We start from the raw sequence: 18,007 nt of genomic DNA on the forward strand, positions 1-18,007 counted from the left end.
CGGGCGGCCACCTGAAGGTTTCCCCAACACGGCAAGGGGAACGCCGGACTCCGACAGGGCGTGTCCGGCGTTCGCGCTCGTGGCGGGCGGGTCAGTCGCGTTCGCGTTCGCGTTCGGCGTTCAGCTGCGCCTGCAGCTGCGCCTGACGCTGACGCATGTAGTCCTGCGTGAAGCGTTCCTCGTCCATGAGGTTCTGGCCGATGCGGAGCTTGCCGGTCGCGAGTTCGCGCATGGACTGCGTGACGAGGTTGCGGGTCTTGGCCTTCACGTCGGTGGGCAGCGTGCTGGGCGCGCCGCTGCGCAGCTGGACGGCGCGCTTGGCGACGACCACCGAGAGGCGGTACTTGCTGTCGGTCATGGAAAGCAGCTTGTCGATATCTTTTTCGGCCATGTGTGTGTCTCCCCGGTATTGCGGTGCAGGTGCAGCGAATGCCGTGCTCTGGTGGTGCTGTTCTGGGCGGGTGTGCTCCGGTCGCGCGGCGGGAGGCCGGGGCTTCCCGCAGGCGCACTCAGCCTCCCAGTATAGCAGCTGAGCGGGCGGGTCAGGCTTCCCAGTCGAGGATGACCTTGCCGCTCTGTCCGCTGCGCATGGCGTCGAAGCCCTGCTGGTACTCGCGGATGCCGTAGTGGTGCGTGATGATGGGCGTGAGGTCCAGGCCGGACTGCACGAGGGCCGCCATCTTGTACCACGTCTCGAACATCTCGCGGCCGTAGATGCCCTTGATGACGAGGCCCTTGAAGATCACGTCGTTCCAGTCGATGGTGACGCCTGCCGCCGGGATGCCGAGCAGCGCGACCTTGCCGCCGTGGTTCATGGCGCGCAGCATCTGGTTGAGGGCCGCGCCGGACCCGCTCATTTCCAGGCCCACGTCGAAGCCCTCCGTCATGCCGAGTTCGCTCTGCGCGACGCTCCACAGGTCCTCGCGGGCGACGTTGACGGCGCGGGTGGCGCCCATCTTGAGGGCGAGGTCGAGGCGGTAGTCGTTGATGTCGGTGATGACGACGTTGCGCGCCCCGGCGTGCCGGGCGACGGCGCACGCCATCGCGCCGATCGGACCGGCACCCGTGATGAGCACGTCCTCGGCGACGAGCTCGAAGCTGAGCGCGGTGTGCACGGCATTCCCGAACGGGTCGAAGATGGCGGCCACGTCGTCCGGAATGCTGTCCGGAATGCGGAAAGCGTTGAAGGCGGGCAGCACGAGGTACTCGGCGAAGCTGCCGGGGCGGTTCACGCCGACGCCCTGCGTGTTGCGGCACAGGTGACGGCGGCCCGCGCGGCAGTTGCGGCAGTGCCCGCAGGTGATGTGGCCCTCGCCGCTCACGCGGTCCCCGACCGAGAAGCCGCGCACCTCGCTGCCGACCTCCTCGACCACGCCGACGTACTCGTGCCCGACCACCATGCCCTCGGGAATGGTGCGGGACGCCCAGTCGTCCCAGTTGTAGATGTGCACGTCCGTGCCGCAGATGCTGCTCTTGCGGACGCGGATGAGGAGGTCGTTCGGGCCGGGCGTGGGGCGCGGCACCGTCTGCATCCAGATGCCCTCGCGGGGGAACTGCTTGGTGAGGGCCGTCATGGTGGGCGCGTCGGAAGAAGCCTGCATAGGCATGGTTCTACCGCATCCGGACGGCGGCACCTCAACGGGCGGCAAGGTGAGCCGGGAAGGACGGCACCGGAACGGGCAGGGCCGCGCCCCCTGTCCGGACAAACCGCAACCCGCGCTGAAGGCCCGCTCAGCCCCGGCGGCGGGCGGACCTGATACCCTGCACGCATGATCAGCTACAAGCGCAGCAACGCCCTGCAGCCCGAGAAGGAATCGGTGGTGCAGTTCGACCTGATGCCCATTCTGGTGTTCGCCCTGGGCTTCGTGCTCGTGCGGTCCCTGCTGCACTCGGTGCGCGAGGAACTGAAGTGACGACGCCCGCCGGTCCCGCCCAGACGCTGTACCGCAGTCAGGGCAGCGACCGGGCCGTGGTGCCCGGCTGGATGAACGTGCTGCCCGGCGTGCAGGACGCCATCGAGCTGCAGATCGACCTGAGCGACGCCGACCGCAGCCGCGAGCAGGCGATGCTGCTGGTGGAGTTCTGGGCGACGCCCGCCGACCTGACGCTGCAGTCCCTGCTGCCGGTCCGGGCCTTCCAGGGCGAACCGAAAGGCTGGTGCGTGTTCCTGCCCGCGCAGGGCCGCGTCTTCATCCGCGCCATCGACCCGCAGCCGAACCCGCCGCTGCTGGCCGCGCACGCCATCAACCTCGACCCGGCCACCCCTCCGGGGACGCTCGTGAACGTGAAGGTCGCCTTCCCCGGCTCCGGCGGCAACTGACATCACGTCCCGCACGGGACCTGCCCACCCGGAGAGCGCCGACGCTGCAGTGCCAGCGTCGGCGCTGCCCTTGACTGCCCGGCCCGGCGTGGCCGGAGGGTGCAGGGCGGAGGTCGGGGGTGCGCGGCACGGGCGAACTGTGAAGTCCGGCGGGAGCGGAACGCGCGCCTGCACGTACACTGGCGGTATGAGTGACCACAGCGAGCGAGACCTGCTGCGTGAACTGTTTCCCGACACGGCCCGCGAACTGTTCGGGTCCCTGCCCGGAACGCCCGTCCCCACCCTCGGCCTGTACCCCGTCGCGGACGGCCGCATGGCGCTCGTGTCGGGCGGCCGACTCGCGGAACTGGAACCCATCGAGCAGAAGGGCACGCGCGCCGCGCACTGCGACCTGTGCCACGTCACGCGCAGCCGCAGCGAGGCGGGCATCTTCCGGGTGCGGGCCACGGAGCGCACCACCCTGTACCTGACGCTGTGTCTGAACACCGAGCACTGCCAGCGCCGCGCGGGCCGTCAGGGGCTGGAGGCGCTGGCGGAGCGCGTGCTGCAACGCTCGGCGGTCGGCCAGGAAGACTGAGCGGGCTTCCTGCGGTGCGGCCGGGCAACATTCCGACCGCGCTCTTGTGTCACCGCTCATGGCTGTATACAATATCCAGCAATGTTCACCCGCCCGACGCTCATCCGTGAAAGTGTCTACGATCACCTGCGCGACGCCATCCTGAACGGCGAATTCCAGCCTGCCGAACGGCTCGGCGAGGTGGAGCTCACCGAACGGCTCGGCGTGAGCCGCACCCCCATCCGCGAAGCCATCCAGCGCCTCACGCAGGACGGCCTGCTGGAAAGCACGCCCGGACGCGGCGTCCGCATCCGCGTCGTCAGCGCCGCCGAAGCGCGCGACACGTACCTCGTGCGCGAAACGCTCGACGGGCTCGCCGCCGCCCTCGCCGCGCAGCACCACACGCCCGCCCAGGCCACCACCCTCGAACGCACCCTGCGCGACCTCGAAGCCGCCAGCAGCGACGACTACCGCGAACAGACCCGCCTCGACCTGGCCTTCCACCGGCACATCGCGCAGGCCGCGCACAACGTCCCCCTCCTCGACCTCGCCCGCGACCTCGAACAACGCGTGGCGCTCGTCAAGCACCAGACCCGCGTGTACAACAGCCACCCACAGACCGCCGCGCAGCACCGGGCCATCCTCCGCGCCGTCCTCGACCGCGACGAGACCGCCGCACGCGAGGCCGCCGCGCTGCACGTCCGGACCTTCGCGGCCCTCGTCATGGACAACCTCGGCGAGACGCCCCACCCCACCCCCACCTGACCCCCACCCCACCAAGGAGACCGTGATGTTCGACCGCCTGTACCGTTCCGCCGTCCTCGGCGTCGCCAGCCGCAAACCCGTCGAGGACCTCGTCCGTGCCCGCGCATGGAGCGTCGCGCAGCGCTTCGTGGCGGGCGAACAGTCCACCACCGCCATCCAGGCCGTGCAGGACCTCGCCCGTGACGGCATCCTCGGCAACCTCGACCTGCTCGGCGAGTTCGTGAACAGCCCCGAAACCGCCAACATCTTCGCCGAACAGGTCCTCGCCCTGCAGACGCAGGCCGCCGCCGCAGGCGTCGCCCCCTACGTCAGCGTCAAACTCAGCAGCGTCGGGCAGGGCCTCACCGTGAACGGCGAGGACCTCGGCCTGCACAACGCCCGCCGCATCGTCGCGCAGGCCCGCGAGTACGGCGGCTTCGTGTGCCTCGACATGGAAGACCACCCGCGCGTGGACGTCACCCTCGCGCAACTCCGCACCCTGATCGGCGAGTTCGGACGCGAGCACGTCGGCAGCGTCCTGCAGAGCTACCTGTACCGCAGCGAGGCGGACCGCGCCGCGCTCGACGACCTGCGCCCCAACCTCCGCATCGTGAAGGGCGCGTACCTGGAACCCGAAACGGTCGCCATGCCCGTCAAGGCCGACGTGGACGCCGCGTACCGCCGCCTCGTGTACAGCCACCTCAAGGCCGGCAACTACACCAACATCGCCACGCACGACCCGGAAATCATCAGCGACGTCAAGATGTTCGTCCTCAGCCACGGCATTCCCCGCACGCAGTTCGAGTTCCAGATGCTGTACGGCATCCGCCGCGACCTGCAGAAGAAACTCGCCGCCGAAGGCTTCACCGTCCGCGCGTACATCCCGTACGGCCGCGACTGGTACGCGTACTTCAGCCGCCGCATCGCCGAACGCCCCGCGAACGTCATGTTCGTGCTGCGCGGCATGCTCAAGGGCTGAGAGCGGCTGACGGCTGTACAACAGCCTCTCCGCTTCCACACAGTTCACCACCTGCAGCCCAGAATTCGCACTCATCCGTCAAGGAGCCCTACCATGCTGAAAGTTCAGGAGTACCGTCCGCAGGCCTTTACCGATTTCACGAAGGAAGAGAACGTTCAGGCGTATCAGGCTGCCCTCAAGAAGGTGCGGGCCGAACTGGTCGGGAAGCACTACCCGCTGGTGATTGACGGCGAGCGCGTGGACACGGCCGAGAAGCTGACCTCGCTGAACCCGTGCGACACCTCGGAAGTGGTGGGCACGACGGCGAAGGCCACTGTCGAGGACGCCGAGCGTGCCCTGCAGGGCGCGTGGAAGGCGTTCGAGTCGTGGAAGAAGTGGGACGTGGATGCCCGCGCCCGCATCCTGCTGAAGGCGTCCGCGATCCTGAAGGCCCGCCGCCTGGAGGCGTGCGCGCTGATGAGCGTCGAGGTCGGCAAAAACTACGCGGAGGCGGACGTGGAGGTGGCGGAGGCCATCGATTTCCTGGAGTACTACGCGCGGAGCGCCATGAAGTACGCGGGGTTCGGCGCAGCGGAGACGACGTGGTTCGAGGGCGAGGAGAACGGCCTGATGTTCATGCCGGTGGGCGTGGGCGTGAGCATCAGCCCGTGGAACTTCCCGTGCGCGATCTTCCTGGGCATGCTGGCCGCGCCGATCGTGGCCGGGAACTGCGTGATCGCGAAGCCCGCCGAGGACAGCGGCCTGATCGCGGGCATGATGGTGGACATCCTGCTGGAGGCCGGGATGCCTGCGGGGGTGCTGCAGTTCCTGCCGGGCGTGGGCAAGGAAGTGGGTGAGTACCTGACGACGCACGCGCGGACGCGGTTCATCACGTTCACGGGGAGCCGCGCGGTGGGCCTGCACATCAACGAGGTGGCCGCGAAGACGCAGCCGGGCCAGAAGTGGATCAAGAAGGTCATTCTGGAGCTGGGCGGCAAGGACGGCCTGATCGTGGACGAGACGGCGGACCTGGACGTGGCGGTGACGGCGGCGGTGCAGGGCGCGTTCGGTTTCAACGGTCAGAAGTGCAGCGCCATGAGTCGCCTGATCGTGGTGGACAGCGTGTACGACGCCGTGGTCAGTGGCTTCGTGGAGCGCACGAAGGCCCTGAAGGTCGGCACGGGTGAGGAGAACGCGAACGTCACGGCGGTCGTGAACCAGATGAGCTTCGACAAGATCAAAGGCTACCTGGAACTCGCGCCCAGTGAGGGCAAAGTGCTGCTGGGCGGCGAGGCGACGGGCGAAGCGAACGGCAAGATGGGGTACTACGTGCAGCCGACCATCGTGGGCGACGTGAAGCGGGACGCGCGGCTGGCGCAGGAGGAGATCTTCGGGCCGGTCGTGTCGGTGATCCGCGCGCGGGACTGGCAGGACGCGCTGGAGATCGCGAACAGCACCGAGTACGGCCTGACGGGCGGCGTGTGCAGCCGGGACCGGGCGCGGCTGGAGCAGGCCCGGCACGAGTTCGAGGCGGGGAACCTGTACTTCAACCGCAAGATCACGGGCGCGATCGTGGGCGTGCAGCCGTTCGGCGGGTACAACATGAGCGGTACGGACAGCAAGGCGGGCGGCCCGGACTACCTGGCGAACTTCATGCAGCTGAAGACGGTGACGGAACGCTGGTGACGGCGCGCCGCTGACCCCTGTCATTCTCGCCCCCTGGCGCGCCATGCGCCGGGGGGTTCTGTCTGCATGGTGGCGCGTGCGGACCTGTCGTTCGTGTTCGGTTCACGACTCTGGACTTACAATCGGCAGTTTTTGACCCGGTTCAACGGAAAAAACTGGCCTATCTTATGCATTTTTGATGCATATGATCAGAATGGGCAGCCTGAGCATATTGGGTCGTGAACGCACACCCATCCCCCGAAGGATGAAGGCAGGTATGCCCCCGCCAGGACGGGTTTTCCACGGCTTCACAGCCGGTGTCGCAGCAGCATTGGTGTATCGCCCCCGGCCCGCCGACCTGTCTAGCCGACCTTGTGAAGGTGCATATGTCCTGCATTAACATCCCTCAATCAATCCAGTCCGGTTGAGACCGGGGCGTCACGGTGACGCCCACGGAGTACCCGTAACAGCTGTCGGAGGTCCTATGAAGAACGCCCGTCCTGTCCCGTCTCCCCTGCTCTCCAGAGGCCTGCTCGCCGCGTCGCTCGCCCTTGCCCTCGCCGCCTGCGGGCAGCAGAGCGTCACCGCGCCAGCACCCACCGCCAGCACCCCGGACACCACCATCACCGCCGGACAGGACCCCGCCGTGAGCGGCGCGTACCTCGTCGGCTTCCGCGAGACGCCCGCCACCATCGGCACGCAGAGCGTCGGCACCCTCAGCGTGCAGGCGCAGGCGCTCGCCATCCAGGCCGCCGGAGGCACCCTCACCTCCCAGTACGCCGACCTGAACGCCGCCGCCGTGAACCTCACGCCCGCCGCGCTCGCCGCCCTGAAAGCCAACCCGAACGTCGAGTACGTCGAGCCCGACTACCTGCGCCACGCCTACGGCACCCGCAGCGGTCAGACCGACGCGCCCGGCGAGAAGGCCACCCGCACCATCGGCACGCAGGCCGTGAGCGCCCAGGCCGTCCGCTGGACCGCCAGCGGCGAAACCACCTGGGGCGACACCGCCCTGCGCGTCCCCACCCTCCGCACCAACAACTACACCGGGTCCGGCGTGGCTGTCTGCGTGGGCGACACCGGCATCGACGGCAACCACCCCGAGTTCGCACGGAAACTCAAGGGCTACCAGAACTTCACCTCCGACGCCAACCGCACCAGCGCCTACAACCTCAACGACGTGTCGCACCACGGCACGCACGTCTCCGGCACCATCTACGCGCAGTACGGCGCGGGCACCGGCGCGGCCGGACTGCAGCCCGGCGAGAACACGAACGGCGTGGGCGGCGTCGCCACCGGCGCGAACCTCTACATGGCCCGCGTCCTCGGTGACAGCGGCTCCGGCAGCAGCAGCGGCATCATCAACGGCGTGAACTGGTGTGCGTCGCAGCTCAAGAGCAAGGGCGGCACCGAAGCGCACGTCGTCATCAGCCTGTCCCTGGGCGGCGGCAGCGCCAGCCAGACCGAGCAGCGCGCGTACACCGCCGCGTACAACGCGGGCGCCCTCGTGGTCGCCGCGACCGGCAACGACGGCGCGGCCGTCAGCTACCCCGCCGCGTACACCAACGTCCTCGCGGTCGGCGCCATCGACGACAACGGCGTGGTCGCGTCGTTCAGCAACTTCGGCAGCAAGGTCGCGCTCGTCGGCCCCGGCGTGCACGTCCTCAGCAGCGTCCCGCTCGGCCAGGGCAGCGCCGCCAGCGCCAGCGCCGTGAACGTCCCCGCCTTCACCGACGTGAGCGGCGCCGACAAGAGCGGCAAGGGCACCTTCACCGGCAGCATCGTCAAGGCGGGCGACGGGACCGGTACCGCAGGCGCGAACCAGTTCTGCGGCACCAGCACCCGCAACGCGGCCCTGAGCGGCAACATCGCCCTCATCGCGCGCGGCACCTGCTCCTTCGAGGAGAAGGTCGCGAACGCCGTCGCCAGCGGCGCCAAGGGCGTCATGGTGTACAACAACGCGGCCGGTCCGCTCGGCATGAGCCTCACCAACACCTACACCGTCCCCGTCGTGGGCCTCACGCAGACGGACGGTCAGGCGACCCTCGCGAAACTCCCCACCACCGGCACGGTCGCCATCACCAGCGCCGACTACGAATACTTCGACGGGACCAGCATGGCCACCCCGCACGTCAGCGCCGCCGCCGCCGTCGTCTGGGCCGCCAAGCCCACCCTGACGCCCGCCACCCTCACCACCCTGCTGCAGAACACCGCCACCGACCTCGGCACGGCCGGCAAGGACAACTCCTACGGCTACGGCCTCGTCGACCCGTACAAGGCCATCACCGGCAACTGAGAAACACTCACTCCACGCGTTGATCGAGCAGAGCGGGCGGCCCACACCGGGACCGCCCGCTCTGCTGTCTTCGCGGTTCAGGGACGGGTCAGTAGAACTGTCCCAGGTCGAAGTTTACGGCGTACGCGCAGCCGCTGTCGGCCTCGGTCCTCACGAGCAGGTCCACCTTGTCGTTGGCGTTGACGCCGACCTTCGTCGGCTCGAAGTAGTACACGAGCGTCCCGCCGAACCGGCCCGCGCTGTCGGCCTTCCAGTCGTTCACGTAGCTGGCCTTCACGGGCGCGCTCAGCTTGCCGTCCGGTCCCCGGAGGCGCACGGTGTACGCGGCCCGCTGCTTGAGGTCCGCGAGGCCCGCCACGACGAGGTCGAGGCGCAGCTGACCGTCCGGCATGCGGGACGCGCTGTCCTTGAGGGCGTCGTCGGGCGTGAGGTTCTTGAAGTTGTCGTTCGCGGCGGCCGCCTGGAAGGACAGCTGATCGGCCTGGCCGCTGAGGGTGAGGGTGACGGGGCGGCTGCCGCTCCTGTCGTAGGCGGTGGGCGCGGCGAGCCAGTCGCTGACGCAGGTGTCGCCGCCGTCGAAGGCTTTGAGCCCGCCGTCCGTGCGGAACTTGCCGTCCTGCACCGTGAGGTCCACGGTGAGGTAGGTGGGGACGGGGTCGCGGCGGCGGTACGCGGCGTCGATGACGTTCTTGGCGGTGCTCGCGTCGAGTTTGGGAATCCACGCGAGGGCGGGCGCGGCGGTCAGGACGGCGAACGTGGCGGGCAGGAGGAGTCGGGCGGTACGCATGGGGGACCTCTCTGGGGGGGTGGGGTGGGCGGGTGGACGGGCCCTGGATAGCGTGCGGGCGTGACGTGAGCCTGACGCTCGGCGGTGGGCGTACGGGGTCAGCGGTCCTTGAGGTACACGACGCGGCAGGCGCTTCCGGCGGACCGGAACTGCGCGGCGGCCGCACTCCCGAGGACGGCGTCGGTGATGAGGGTGGAGTTCGGGGCGAACTTGGTGGCCCTGACGGCGCTGGCGCGGACGCGCGTGAGGTTCGGCAGGCGGCTCAGGTCCGCCTCGCTGGTGGCGTAGGACTGCAGGCTGCCTTCGTTCACGAGGCGGGAACTGACGCCCTTGACGAGTTCCGCGTCGGGCCACAGCTGGCGTCCGGCCTCGTCGAACACGAAGCTGGTCTCGGCGCGCGAGAAGCGGCGGTCGAGGCCGCGCACGTCGATGGCGACGGTGCAGAGCGCGCCGCGCGATTCGTTCCCGGCGGCGGTACCGGTCCCGCTGGCGGCGCGGCCGGACGTGCCGGTTGCGTCGCCGCTGGCCGTGCCGCTGCCCGTGCCGGTTGCGGTGCCGGGAGCGGCGCGGCCCGCCTCGGCCGGAGCAGTACCGCTGCCCTGCGTGCCTCCAGCCGGGGCGCTGCCGGTCTGGGCGCGGCCCTGCTCCGGGGAGGTGCCTGGGGTGGTGGCGGTGCTGGCGCGCCCGGCGGGCGCCTCGGCGTCCGGTGCGGGCGTGCCGGTCGTGGGGGTGCTGGCGGCGGGTGTACGGCCACCGGCCGGGGTGTCCAGCATTGCAGGGGCGGACGCCGCCCCGGTGCTGCGGCCCGCTTCCGGCGTGGCCGTGCCGGGGGCGGGGCTGGCGGTGGTCGTCCCGCGTCCCCGGTCCGGCGTGGCAGCGTCCGTGCCGGAGGTGTCCGGGGCGCTCGCGGCGGGCGTCCGGGTCGGGGCGGCCTGTTCGGGCGCCGCGCTGCCCGTGGGCGTGCCGGTCCGGGGTCGGTCGGCGGTCACGGCGGGGTCCGGCATCGCCTGCGCCGTGGCGGGCGCGGTGCGGGTGGGAGCGCCCGCTTCCTCACGGTCCGGGGTGGGCGTGCGGGTGCGGCCAGTCTCGGCGGTCGTGCTGGCGGCCGCGTCACCGGTCGTCCCGGAGCGTGCGGGCGCGCGGGACGCTTCCGGCGTGACGGGAATCCCGTTCACGCCCTGGCCCCGCGCGACCTCGGGCGCGGCCTGCTCGGGGGCCGCCGTGCCCTGCGGCGCGCCGCGCGGCGCTTCCGCCTGCGGGTCCGCACTGCCCGCCGCCGCCGTGCGGGACGGGACGGGCGCGTCCGTGGGGGCGGGCACCTGCGCGTCCTCGCGGCGCGGGAGGGCCGTCACCTCCTCGCTCGGCGCGTCCGGCGGCGTCCGGTCCACCTGGGCGGCCGCGTCCGGGGTGGTGTCCGGCTGGGGCGCGTCCGCCGGGCTGGCGGGACGGGCCGCTTCCGGCACCGGGTCCGTGACGGCGGCGGGCGGGGCGGCCTCGCTGGACCGTGCGGGTGCGGGGGTGACCGTGACGGCCGTGTCGGGCGCGGAAGTCCGGGCGGGCGCGGCAGGGGACGCCGCTGCCGGAGCCGCTACGGCCGGAGCGGCGCTCGATCCGCCTGAGCGCGCGGCGGGAGCGGGCGTGGCAGGAGGTTGGGCCGTGGGCTGCGGTACAGCGGGCTTCGCGGCGGCGGGCGTCTGGGTGGCAGGCGGCTGGGTCGCGGGTTGACGGGCGGCAGGCTTCGCTGCGGCGGGCGTGCGGGTCGCCTGCGGCCTGACGGTGGGTTTCGGCGCGGCGGAGGGCCGGAGTGTCACTGTGGGCGTGGCGGCCTGCGGCGTCTCCGGGGCGAGCGTCACGACCTCCATCGGCGCGCGGTTCGCCTGCGGAGGCGCGGACCGGGTGGGTGCGTCCAGGCGCGAGGCGAGCAGCCCGAGCAGCAGCGCGCCGTGCACCACGACTGCCAGGCCCAGCGCGCGCCTCCGGTCCTGCGGGCCCTCCCCGGACGGGCGGACGCTAGCGGGTGCGAGTGCCGAGCGCAAGCCGCTCCCCTCCCGCGCGCTTGATGACGTCCATCACCTGCACCACCGACCCGTAATTGCCGCTCTCGTCGGCCCGCAGGCCCACCAGACCGCCGGACGTTCTGATCAGCGGTTTCAGCTGCTCGCCCAGCCGCGAGAGGGTCGTGGCCGTGCCGTTCAGGTACACCTTGCCGTCCCGCGTGACGCTCACGAGCGGCAGGTCCGGCGTTTCCTTGACGGTGGTGCTGGCGCGCGGCAGGTCCAGCGGGAGCGCGTTCTGCCGCGCGGCGAGGTTGCTGGTCAGCAGGAAGAAGATCAGCAGGAGCAGCACCACGTCCACCATCGGCGCGAAATCGAAGGTGACGTGCGTCTCCTCCCGGAAGCGGCGTCTCACCGGCGCGCTCCGACCTGTGCCGCGCCGGGCGCGAACTCGAAGTCCAGGCCGCGGGGTTCCGGGGTGCGGGCGGCCGGGCGGGCGAGCCAGCCGGGCAGTTCCTCACGGACGCGCTCCATGCTGACGGCCACGCGGTCCGCGCGGGCCTTGAGGGCGCCGCGCGCCACGTACGCGACGATGGCCACGATCAGGCCCGCGCCGGTGTTCACGAGCGCCTCGCTGATGCCCGTCGCGAGCTGCGCGGTGGTGGGCGCGCTCGTCTGACTGAACACCAGGAAGGAGCGCACCATGCCGATCACGGTGCCGAGCAGGCCCAGCAGCGGCCCGATCTGCGCGGCGGTGCCGAGCGCCTGGATGCCCGCGTACAGGCGCGCGTCCTCGGCGAGCACGGCGGCGTTCATGGCGCCGATGGCGGCGTCCTGGCCCCGGTCGGCGCGGGCCAGACCGGCGCGCATGACGTTCGCGGCGGGCGCGGCGGTGGGCGTGCGGTCCAGTTCCGCCAGGGCCGCCTGTGGGCCGCTCTCGGCGGTGGTGGCACGCAGGCGTTCGATGAGGGCGTCCACGTTCACGCCGAGGCGCCCGAGGACCTGCACGCGCAGCAGCGTCAGGTACACCACGTACAGGGACAGCAGCAGCAGCACCCACAGCAGCGGGCCAGCGGACGCCAGCAGTTGGAGCAGATTCAGGTTCACCCGTCAGGGCTACCATGTGGCCGCGTGGCAAGCGTGAAGTGAGCGTGTGGAGCGCAGTTCATGAAGGTGCGCGGGGCCGTGTGGTCCGGGCGGCCCTGCCGTGAGGGCGCGCCCCGCGAAAGTTGAGTGAGTCACTAGTCTTTCTGCCCCCCAACCCCTAAAATAAAGCGGTAAGTAGGAACCATTCGCAAGAAGCCGTCTGAGATGCAGCGGCCCACCCCCAGGAGCACCCATGAGCGAACACCAGATCGAGATCCGCAACCTCCACGCCAGCGTCGGCGACCTGCCCATCCTCAAGGGCATCAACCTCACCATCCCGCGCGGCGAACTGCACGCCGTCATGGGACCCAACGGCAACGGCAAGAGCACCCTCGCCAAGGTCATCGTCGGCGACCCCGAATACACCGTCACCGAAGGCGAGATCCTCGTGGACGGACAGAACATCCTCGAGATGGAACCCGACGAACGCGCCCGCCTCGGCGTCTTCCTCGCCTTCCAGTACCCCGTCGAGATTCCCGGCGTCACCATCGCCAACTTCCTGCGCCTCGCCATGCAGGCCCGCAAGGCCGAAGGCGAAGAGGTGTCCTTCACCGAGTTCTACGGCAAACTCCAGGCGGCCCTCAAGGTCCTCGAATGGGACGAGAGCATCGTGGAACGCTACCTCAACGAGGGCTTCAGCGGCGGCGAGAAGAAACGCAACGAGATCCTCCAGATGCTGATGCTCGACCCCAGCTACATCATCATGGACGAAACCGACAGCGGCCTCGACGTGGACGCCCTGCGCATCGTCGCGCGCGGCGTGAACAGCCTGCGCGGCCCCAAACTCGGCGGCCTGATCATCACGCACTACCAGCGCCTCCTCGACTACATCGTGCCGGACAAGGTCCACATCATCGTGCAGGGCAAAGTCGTCCAGACGGGCGGCCCCGAACTCGCCAAGAAACTCGACACCGAAGGCTACGACTGGGTCAAGGAACTGGCGACCGCCTGACCGCGGCGTCCAGAGGTCAGGGGTCGAACAGTCCAGAACCCTCAGGCAGCACGCCCCCCGGACACGGCCTTCCCTCGACCCTCTGACCCCCAGACCCTCAGACCCTCCCAAGGAGTCACCATGACCGTTAATCCCGAAGCGTCCAACATCAACACCGAGTACGAGTACGGCTGGAGCAACCCCGAACGCTACGCCATCAAGGCCCCCAAGGGCCTGAGCCGCGAAGTGGTCGAGATGATCAGCAAGGCCAAGGACGAGCCGCAGTGGATGCTCGACTTCCGCCTCAAGGCGCTCGACATCTTCTACAGCAAACCCATCCCCGAATGGGGCGCGGACCTGTCCGGCCTGAACCTCGACGAGATCTACTACTACATCAAACCCGAAGGCCACAACGCCCGCAGCTGGGACGACGTGCCCGACGACGTCAAACAGACCTTCGAACGCCTCGGCATCCCCGAAGCGGAACGCGCCGCGCTCGCCGGTGTCGGCGCGCAGTACGAGTCCGAGATGGTCTACCACAACCTCAAGGACGAGTGGGAGAAGCTCGGCGTGGTGTTCCTCAGCATCGAGGACGGCCTGAGGGAATACCCCGACCTGTTCCGCGAGCACTTCGCCACCATCATCCCTCCCGAAGACAACAAGTTCGCGGCCGTGAACAGCGCCGTGTGGTCCGGCGGGTCCTTCGTGTACGTCCCCAAGGGCGTCAAGGTGGACATCCCCCTCCAGACGTACTTCCGCATCAACGCCGAGAGCAGCGGCCAGTTCGAACGCACCCTCATCATCATCGACGAGGGCGCCCAGGCGCACTACATCGAAGGCTGCACCGCGCCCGCCTACAACAGCGACAGCTTCCACAGCGGCGTCATCGAGATCGTCGTCAAGGAAGGCGCCCGCTTCCGGTACAGCACCATCCAGAACTGGAGCCACAACGTCTACAACCTCGTCACGCAGCGCGCCGCCGTGTACAAGAACGGCGTCATGGAATGGGTGGACGGCAACCTCGGCAGCAAGGTCACCATGAAGTACCCCGCCTGCTACCTCCTCGAAGAAGGCGCGCGCGGCGAAGTGCTCAGCATCGCCATGGCCGGACGCGGCCAGCACCAGGACGCCGGCGCCAAGATCGTGCACTTCGCGCCGCACACCTCGGGCAGCATCGTCAGCAAGAGCATCAGCAAGGACAGCGGGCGCAGCAGCTACCGCGGCCTCGTCAAGATCTACGAGGGGGCCACCGGCGCCAAAACCAACGTCGAATGCGACGCGCTCCTCCTCGACGAGGAAGCCCGCACCGACACCTACCCCTACATCGAGATCGAAGAGAAGACTGCCCGCGTCGGCCACGAGGCCACGGTCAGCAAGATCAACGACGAGCAGATCCTGTACCTGCAGAGCCGCGGCCTGAGCGAAGACCAGGCGGCCGGACTCATCGTGCGCGGCTTCATCGAACCCATCGCCAAGGAACTCCCCCTGGAGTACGCCGTCGAACTGAACCGCCTCATCGAACTGGAGATGGAAGGCAGCGTCGGCTGAGGGATGCCTGCATCGGCACCCGCCATCCTGGGCGCAGTCCTTCTGGGAGTGACTGTGACAGGCTGGCCGGTGCTGACCCTCACGTTTGACCCAAATATTTTCAAGCGTGCTTCGTACCGGTTCACCCATAAGGTCTACGACATGCAGGATGTCGGTACGAGCTACCCGAAGCGCGAAGTGGCCGTGCAGCTCAGGAATGCCGACTCCCCTGCCGCAGATGCCAACGCCTGCATTCGGGCGTTCGAGATCCTCTCCGTGAACGAAGACCAGACGGCCACCTGCAGGGTCTTCGCGAACAGAGCGTCCTACGAGCGGTAAGGGCAGGCGACCTGAGCTGCGAACTGGTACGGGCCATGCAGATGCCGTACGGCACCGCCGGTAGCGCCGTGACCACCCTCCATACCGGACCGCGCTGTCCCTGAGCACCTGCCGAGGAGTCCACTTGAAACTCAATCACATCAACTTAGGCGTGACGGACGTGCCTGCCGCCGTGGACATCTTCGAGCGGTTTTTCGGGTTGCGTCAGGCGGAGGGCATGCCCCGCGACGACGCCATGACCTTCCTGCGTGACGACGACGACGCCCTGATCTCGGTGTTCAGGGCGAAGGACGTGACGTACCCGAAGGTCTTTCATATCGGCTTTCTGCAGGATTCGCCGGAGCAGGTGCGGGCCATTCACGCGCAGCTCACGTCAGGCGGCTTCCAGATTCCCGCTCCGACCGAGAACCACGGTCGCCTGACGTTCTACTTCAACACCCCGGTCGGCTTCGTCATCGAGGTCGAATCGTTCATCGGCTGAGCAGTGCCCGGCGTGGCCTGCCTCGTTTCACTGGAGTACACATGACTCAACCCTTTACTGAGGACCTCATCATCACGACCGGCCCGGAGTGGCTGACCGCCAAGCGCCGGGAGTCCCTGGCGCTGTTCAACGGCCTGGAGCTGCCCAGCGAGAGCGTCGAGGCGTGGAAGTACACGCAGGTGGGCAGCATCGATTTCGCGGCCCTGCATCCGCACGCGAAGCGTGACGCGGTGACGGATATCGCGCAGCTTCCGGCGAGCGTGCAGAAGCGCCTGACGGGCACGGACGTGGGCGCGTACATCGTGCTGGACGGGCCAGACGTGGTGTACGCGACGCCTCTCCCGGCGGAGCTGACGGCGAAGGGCGTGATCTTCACGGACCTGCGTTCGGCGGTGGAGCAGCACGCGGACATCGTGCAGAAGTACCTGTACTCGGTGGTTCCGGCGGAAGTGCCGGACGACACGACCATCGCGGCGCCCGGCACGACGCCCAGCAAGAGCCCGGACCCCAGCGAAGGGAAGTTCAGTGCGCTGGCGGCGGCCCTGTGGACGAACGGTGCGTTCGTGTACGTGCCGCGCGGCGTGGAGGTGGAGTTGCCGCTGGGTGCCTTCCGCGTGATGAGTGACGCGGGGAGCTTCACGGCGACGCGCACGCTGGTCGTGACGGAGGAGAACGCGCAGGTCACGTTCATCGACGAGCAGGACTCGGAGGCGCTGCCGGGCACGTACGCGTTCGGGGCAGTGGAGCTGGTCGTGAAGGACGGCGCGCGCCTGCGGTACGTGTCGGTGCAGAACTGGGGTGAGGGCGTGACGCACATTCAGCGGCAGCGTGGCGACGTGGGCCGCGACGCGACCCTGAACAGCCTCGTCGTCACGATGGGCGGCACGCTGTCCCGCACGGAGATGCAGTCGTACCTGCGCGGTCAGGGAAGCGACAGTGAGATGCTGGCCCTGTACTTCGCGAACAAGGACCAGCACTTCGATCATTACACGCTGCAGCATCACGCGGCCGCGAACGCGCACAGCGACCTGCTGTACAAGGGCGTGGGTGACGATCAGTCGGTGGGCGTGTTCAGCGGCATGATCAAGGTGGATCTGAACGCGCAGAAGACGGACGCGTACCAGAAGCACCGCACGCTGATGCTCAGCAACGAGGCGCGGAACTACAGCGTGCCGCAGCTGGAGATCAATGCGAACGACGTGCGCTGCAGTCACGGGAGCACGACGGGCCCGGTGGATCAGGAGCAGCTGTTCTTCCTGAAGTCGCGCGGCATCCGTGAGGAGCAGGCGGAGAAGATGCTGGTGACGGCGTTCCTGGAGGACGTGCTGACGCGCGTGCCGCTGAAGAGCGTCGTGGCGTACATCGAGGGCATCATTGCCGAGAAGGTCGGCGCGGCCTGAGCCTGAACTGAACGGCGCAGCGAACGAGCGGTCAGTCCTGTCTGGGCTGGCCGCTTTCGCGTGCGTGGTCCGGTATGGTGGGAGCATGCGCGTGGTCTTCCCTGCCGATTATTTCGCCGTGCGTGAGCCGGACGCGGCGTTCGCGGAGCAGGCGGCGTTGTTCGCTGGGCTGGGGTGGCCGGTGTCGACGTTCGCGTTTGGCGGGGACCGGCGGTTCCGGCCTGCGCTGGAGGCGGGGGAGGCCGTGCTGTACCGGGGGTGGATGCTGAACGTGGACGCGTACCGCGCGTTCGGGGACGCGGTGGTGGGGGCGGGCGCGCGGCTGTGGACGCCGCTGGACGCGTACCTGTCGGCGCATCATCTGCCCAGGTGGGCGCCGCTGCTGGCGGACGTGACGGCCGAGACGGTGTGCTTCCCGGACCCGGGTGAGGTGCGGGCGGGCCTGGAGCGGCTGGGCTGGGAGCGGTACTTCGTGAAGGATTTCGTGAAGTCCCTGAAGACCGGGGCGGGCAGCGTCATCACGCGGCCGGAGCAGGCGGAGGAGCTGATGGCGCGCATGACGCAGTTCCGTGGCGAGATCGAGGGCGGGGTGTGCGTGCGGCGCTTCGAGGCGTTCGTGGACGGCACGGAGTCCCGGTTCTTCGTGCGGGACGGGCAGGCGTTCGCGGCGGGCGGCGGGCCGGTGCCGGAACTGGTGCGGGCGGTGGCGGGGCGCGTCCCGTCGCGGTTCTTCTCGGTGGATGTCGCGCTCCGGTCGGACGGTGCCTGGCGCGTGGTGGAGGTGGGGGACGGTCAGGTGTCGGACCTGGTCGGCTGGACGGTCCCGCAGTTCGCGGCGGTGTGGGAGGGCGTGACGTAACGCG

General features: G+C 69.2%; 19 protein-coding genes. 13 read left to right on the forward strand and 6 right to left on the reverse strand.

What is annotated here, in order from left to right:
- Positions 1–91: 91 nt before the first annotated feature.
- Entirely contained in the window at positions 92–391 is a 300-nt protein-coding gene (locus IEY33_RS07600) for a DNA-directed RNA polymerase subunit omega (protein WP_188961876.1), read from the reverse strand.
- A gap of 151 nt (positions 392–542) precedes the next feature.
- On the reverse strand, positions 543–1,574 hold the full coding sequence (tdh, locus tag IEY33_RS07605; RefSeq protein WP_188962382.1) for an L-threonine 3-dehydrogenase: 1,032 nt from the start codon (positions 1,572–1,574) through the stop codon (positions 543–545).
- Positions 1,575–1,769: 195 nt separating this feature from the next.
- Here tdh and IEY33_RS07610 point away from each other — a divergent pair, with 195 nt between their 5' ends.
- The 7 genes from IEY33_RS07610 (at position 1,770) to IEY33_RS07640 (ending at position 8,539) form a co-directional block, all read left to right on the forward strand.
- Positions 1,770–1,913, forward strand: coding sequence for a hypothetical protein (locus IEY33_RS07610; RefSeq protein ID WP_188961879.1), 144 nt, complete (start codon positions 1,770–1,772; stop codon positions 1,911–1,913).
- Positions 1,910–2,320 (forward strand): uracil-DNA glycosylase, encoded by a 411-nt coding sequence (locus tag IEY33_RS07615; protein ID WP_188961882.1) that lies wholly within the window; start codon positions 1,910–1,912, stop codon positions 2,318–2,320. Before IEY33_RS07610 ends, IEY33_RS07615 begins: the two co-directional genes overlap by 4 nt.
- 187 nt (positions 2,321–2,507) lie before the next feature.
- Positions 2,508–2,897, forward strand: coding sequence for a hypothetical protein (locus IEY33_RS07620; protein WP_188961885.1), 390 nt, complete (start codon positions 2,508–2,510; stop codon positions 2,895–2,897).
- Between the two features lie 81 nt (positions 2,898–2,978).
- Positions 2,979–3,641, forward strand: a complete 663-nt coding sequence (locus tag IEY33_RS07625; RefSeq protein WP_188961887.1) for a GntR family transcriptional regulator — start codon at positions 2,979–2,981, stop codon at positions 3,639–3,641.
- Between the two features lie 25 nt (positions 3,642–3,666).
- Positions 3,667–4,599, forward strand: a complete 933-nt coding sequence (locus IEY33_RS07630) for a proline dehydrogenase family protein (protein WP_188961891.1) — start codon at positions 3,667–3,669, stop codon at positions 4,597–4,599.
- Between the two features lie 93 nt (positions 4,600–4,692).
- Positions 4,693–6,264 (forward strand): L-glutamate gamma-semialdehyde dehydrogenase, encoded by a 1,572-nt coding sequence (gene pruA, locus IEY33_RS07635; RefSeq protein ID WP_188961894.1) that lies wholly within the window; start codon positions 4,693–4,695, stop codon positions 6,262–6,264.
- 463 nt (positions 6,265–6,727) lie between these two features.
- Positions 6,728–8,539: a S8 family serine peptidase gene (locus IEY33_RS07640; protein ID WP_188961896.1), complete on the forward strand. Its 1,812-nt coding sequence runs from the start codon at positions 6,728–6,730 to the stop codon at positions 8,537–8,539.
- 88 nt (positions 8,540–8,627) lie between these two features.
- Here the strand turns inward: IEY33_RS07640 and IEY33_RS07645 are convergent, their stop codons facing one another.
- The 4 genes from IEY33_RS07645 to IEY33_RS07660 all read right to left on the reverse strand — a co-directional run bounded on the left by IEY33_RS07645 (position 8,628) and on the right by IEY33_RS07660 (position 12,421).
- On the reverse strand, positions 8,628–9,326 hold the full coding sequence (locus IEY33_RS07645; protein ID WP_188961898.1) for a hypothetical protein: 699 nt from the start codon (positions 9,324–9,326) through the stop codon (positions 8,628–8,630).
- A gap of 98 nt (positions 9,327–9,424) precedes the next feature.
- The gene (locus tag IEY33_RS07650) at positions 9,425–11,362 is read right to left on the reverse strand and encodes a hypothetical protein (RefSeq protein WP_188961900.1); all 1,938 of its coding nucleotides are present in this window, start codon (positions 11,360–11,362) and stop codon (positions 9,425–9,427) included.
- Positions 11,337–11,735, reverse strand: coding sequence for an ExbD/TolR family protein (locus tag IEY33_RS07655; protein ID WP_188961903.1), 399 nt, complete (start codon positions 11,733–11,735; stop codon positions 11,337–11,339). The genes IEY33_RS07650 and IEY33_RS07655 overlap by 26 nt, the downstream gene beginning before the upstream one ends.
- A complete protein-coding gene (locus tag IEY33_RS07660; protein WP_188962385.1) occupies positions 11,732–12,421 on the reverse strand; it encodes a MotA/TolQ/ExbB proton channel family protein in 690 nt (229 codons plus the stop codon). Before IEY33_RS07660 ends, IEY33_RS07655 begins: the two co-directional genes overlap by 4 nt.
- A gap of 238 nt (positions 12,422–12,659) precedes the next feature.
- On the opposite strand from IEY33_RS07660, the gene sufC reads away from it, so the two are divergent.
- The 6 genes from sufC to IEY33_RS07690 all read left to right on the forward strand — a co-directional run bounded on the left by sufC (position 12,660) and on the right by IEY33_RS07690 (position 18,003).
- Positions 12,660–13,418: a Fe-S cluster assembly ATPase SufC gene (gene sufC / locus IEY33_RS07665; protein ID WP_188961906.1), complete on the forward strand. Its 759-nt coding sequence runs from the start codon at positions 12,660–12,662 to the stop codon at positions 13,416–13,418.
- Positions 13,419–13,538: 120 nt separating this feature from the next.
- The gene (gene sufB, locus IEY33_RS07670; RefSeq protein WP_188961908.1) at positions 13,539–14,945 is read left to right on the forward strand and encodes a Fe-S cluster assembly protein SufB; all 1,407 of its coding nucleotides are present in this window, start codon (positions 13,539–13,541) and stop codon (positions 14,943–14,945) included.
- A gap of 69 nt (positions 14,946–15,014) precedes the next feature.
- On the forward strand, positions 15,015–15,263 hold the full coding sequence (locus tag IEY33_RS07675; RefSeq protein ID WP_188961910.1) for a hypothetical protein: 249 nt from the start codon (positions 15,015–15,017) through the stop codon (positions 15,261–15,263).
- A 124-nt stretch (positions 15,264–15,387) separates the two neighbouring features.
- Positions 15,388–15,744: a VOC family protein gene (locus IEY33_RS07680; protein ID WP_188961912.1), complete on the forward strand. Its 357-nt coding sequence runs from the start codon at positions 15,388–15,390 to the stop codon at positions 15,742–15,744.
- Positions 15,745–15,785: 41 nt separating this feature from the next.
- Positions 15,786–17,144 carry a Fe-S cluster assembly protein SufD gene (gene sufD / locus IEY33_RS07685; RefSeq protein WP_188961915.1) on the forward strand — a complete coding sequence of 453 codons (1,359 nt, stop codon included), beginning with the start codon at positions 15,786–15,788 and terminating at the stop codon, positions 17,142–17,144.
- An 85-nt stretch (positions 17,145–17,229) separates the two neighbouring features.
- The gene (locus IEY33_RS07690) at positions 17,230–18,003 is read left to right on the forward strand and encodes an ATP-grasp domain-containing protein (protein WP_188961917.1); all 774 of its coding nucleotides are present in this window, start codon (positions 17,230–17,232) and stop codon (positions 18,001–18,003) included.
- Positions 18,004–18,007: the final 4 nt, after the last annotated feature.

It is taken from the genome of Deinococcus aquiradiocola (assembly GCF_014646915.1).
GTDB classification, from domain to species: Bacteria; Deinococcota; Deinococci; order Deinococcales; family Deinococcaceae; genus Deinococcus; species Deinococcus aquiradiocola.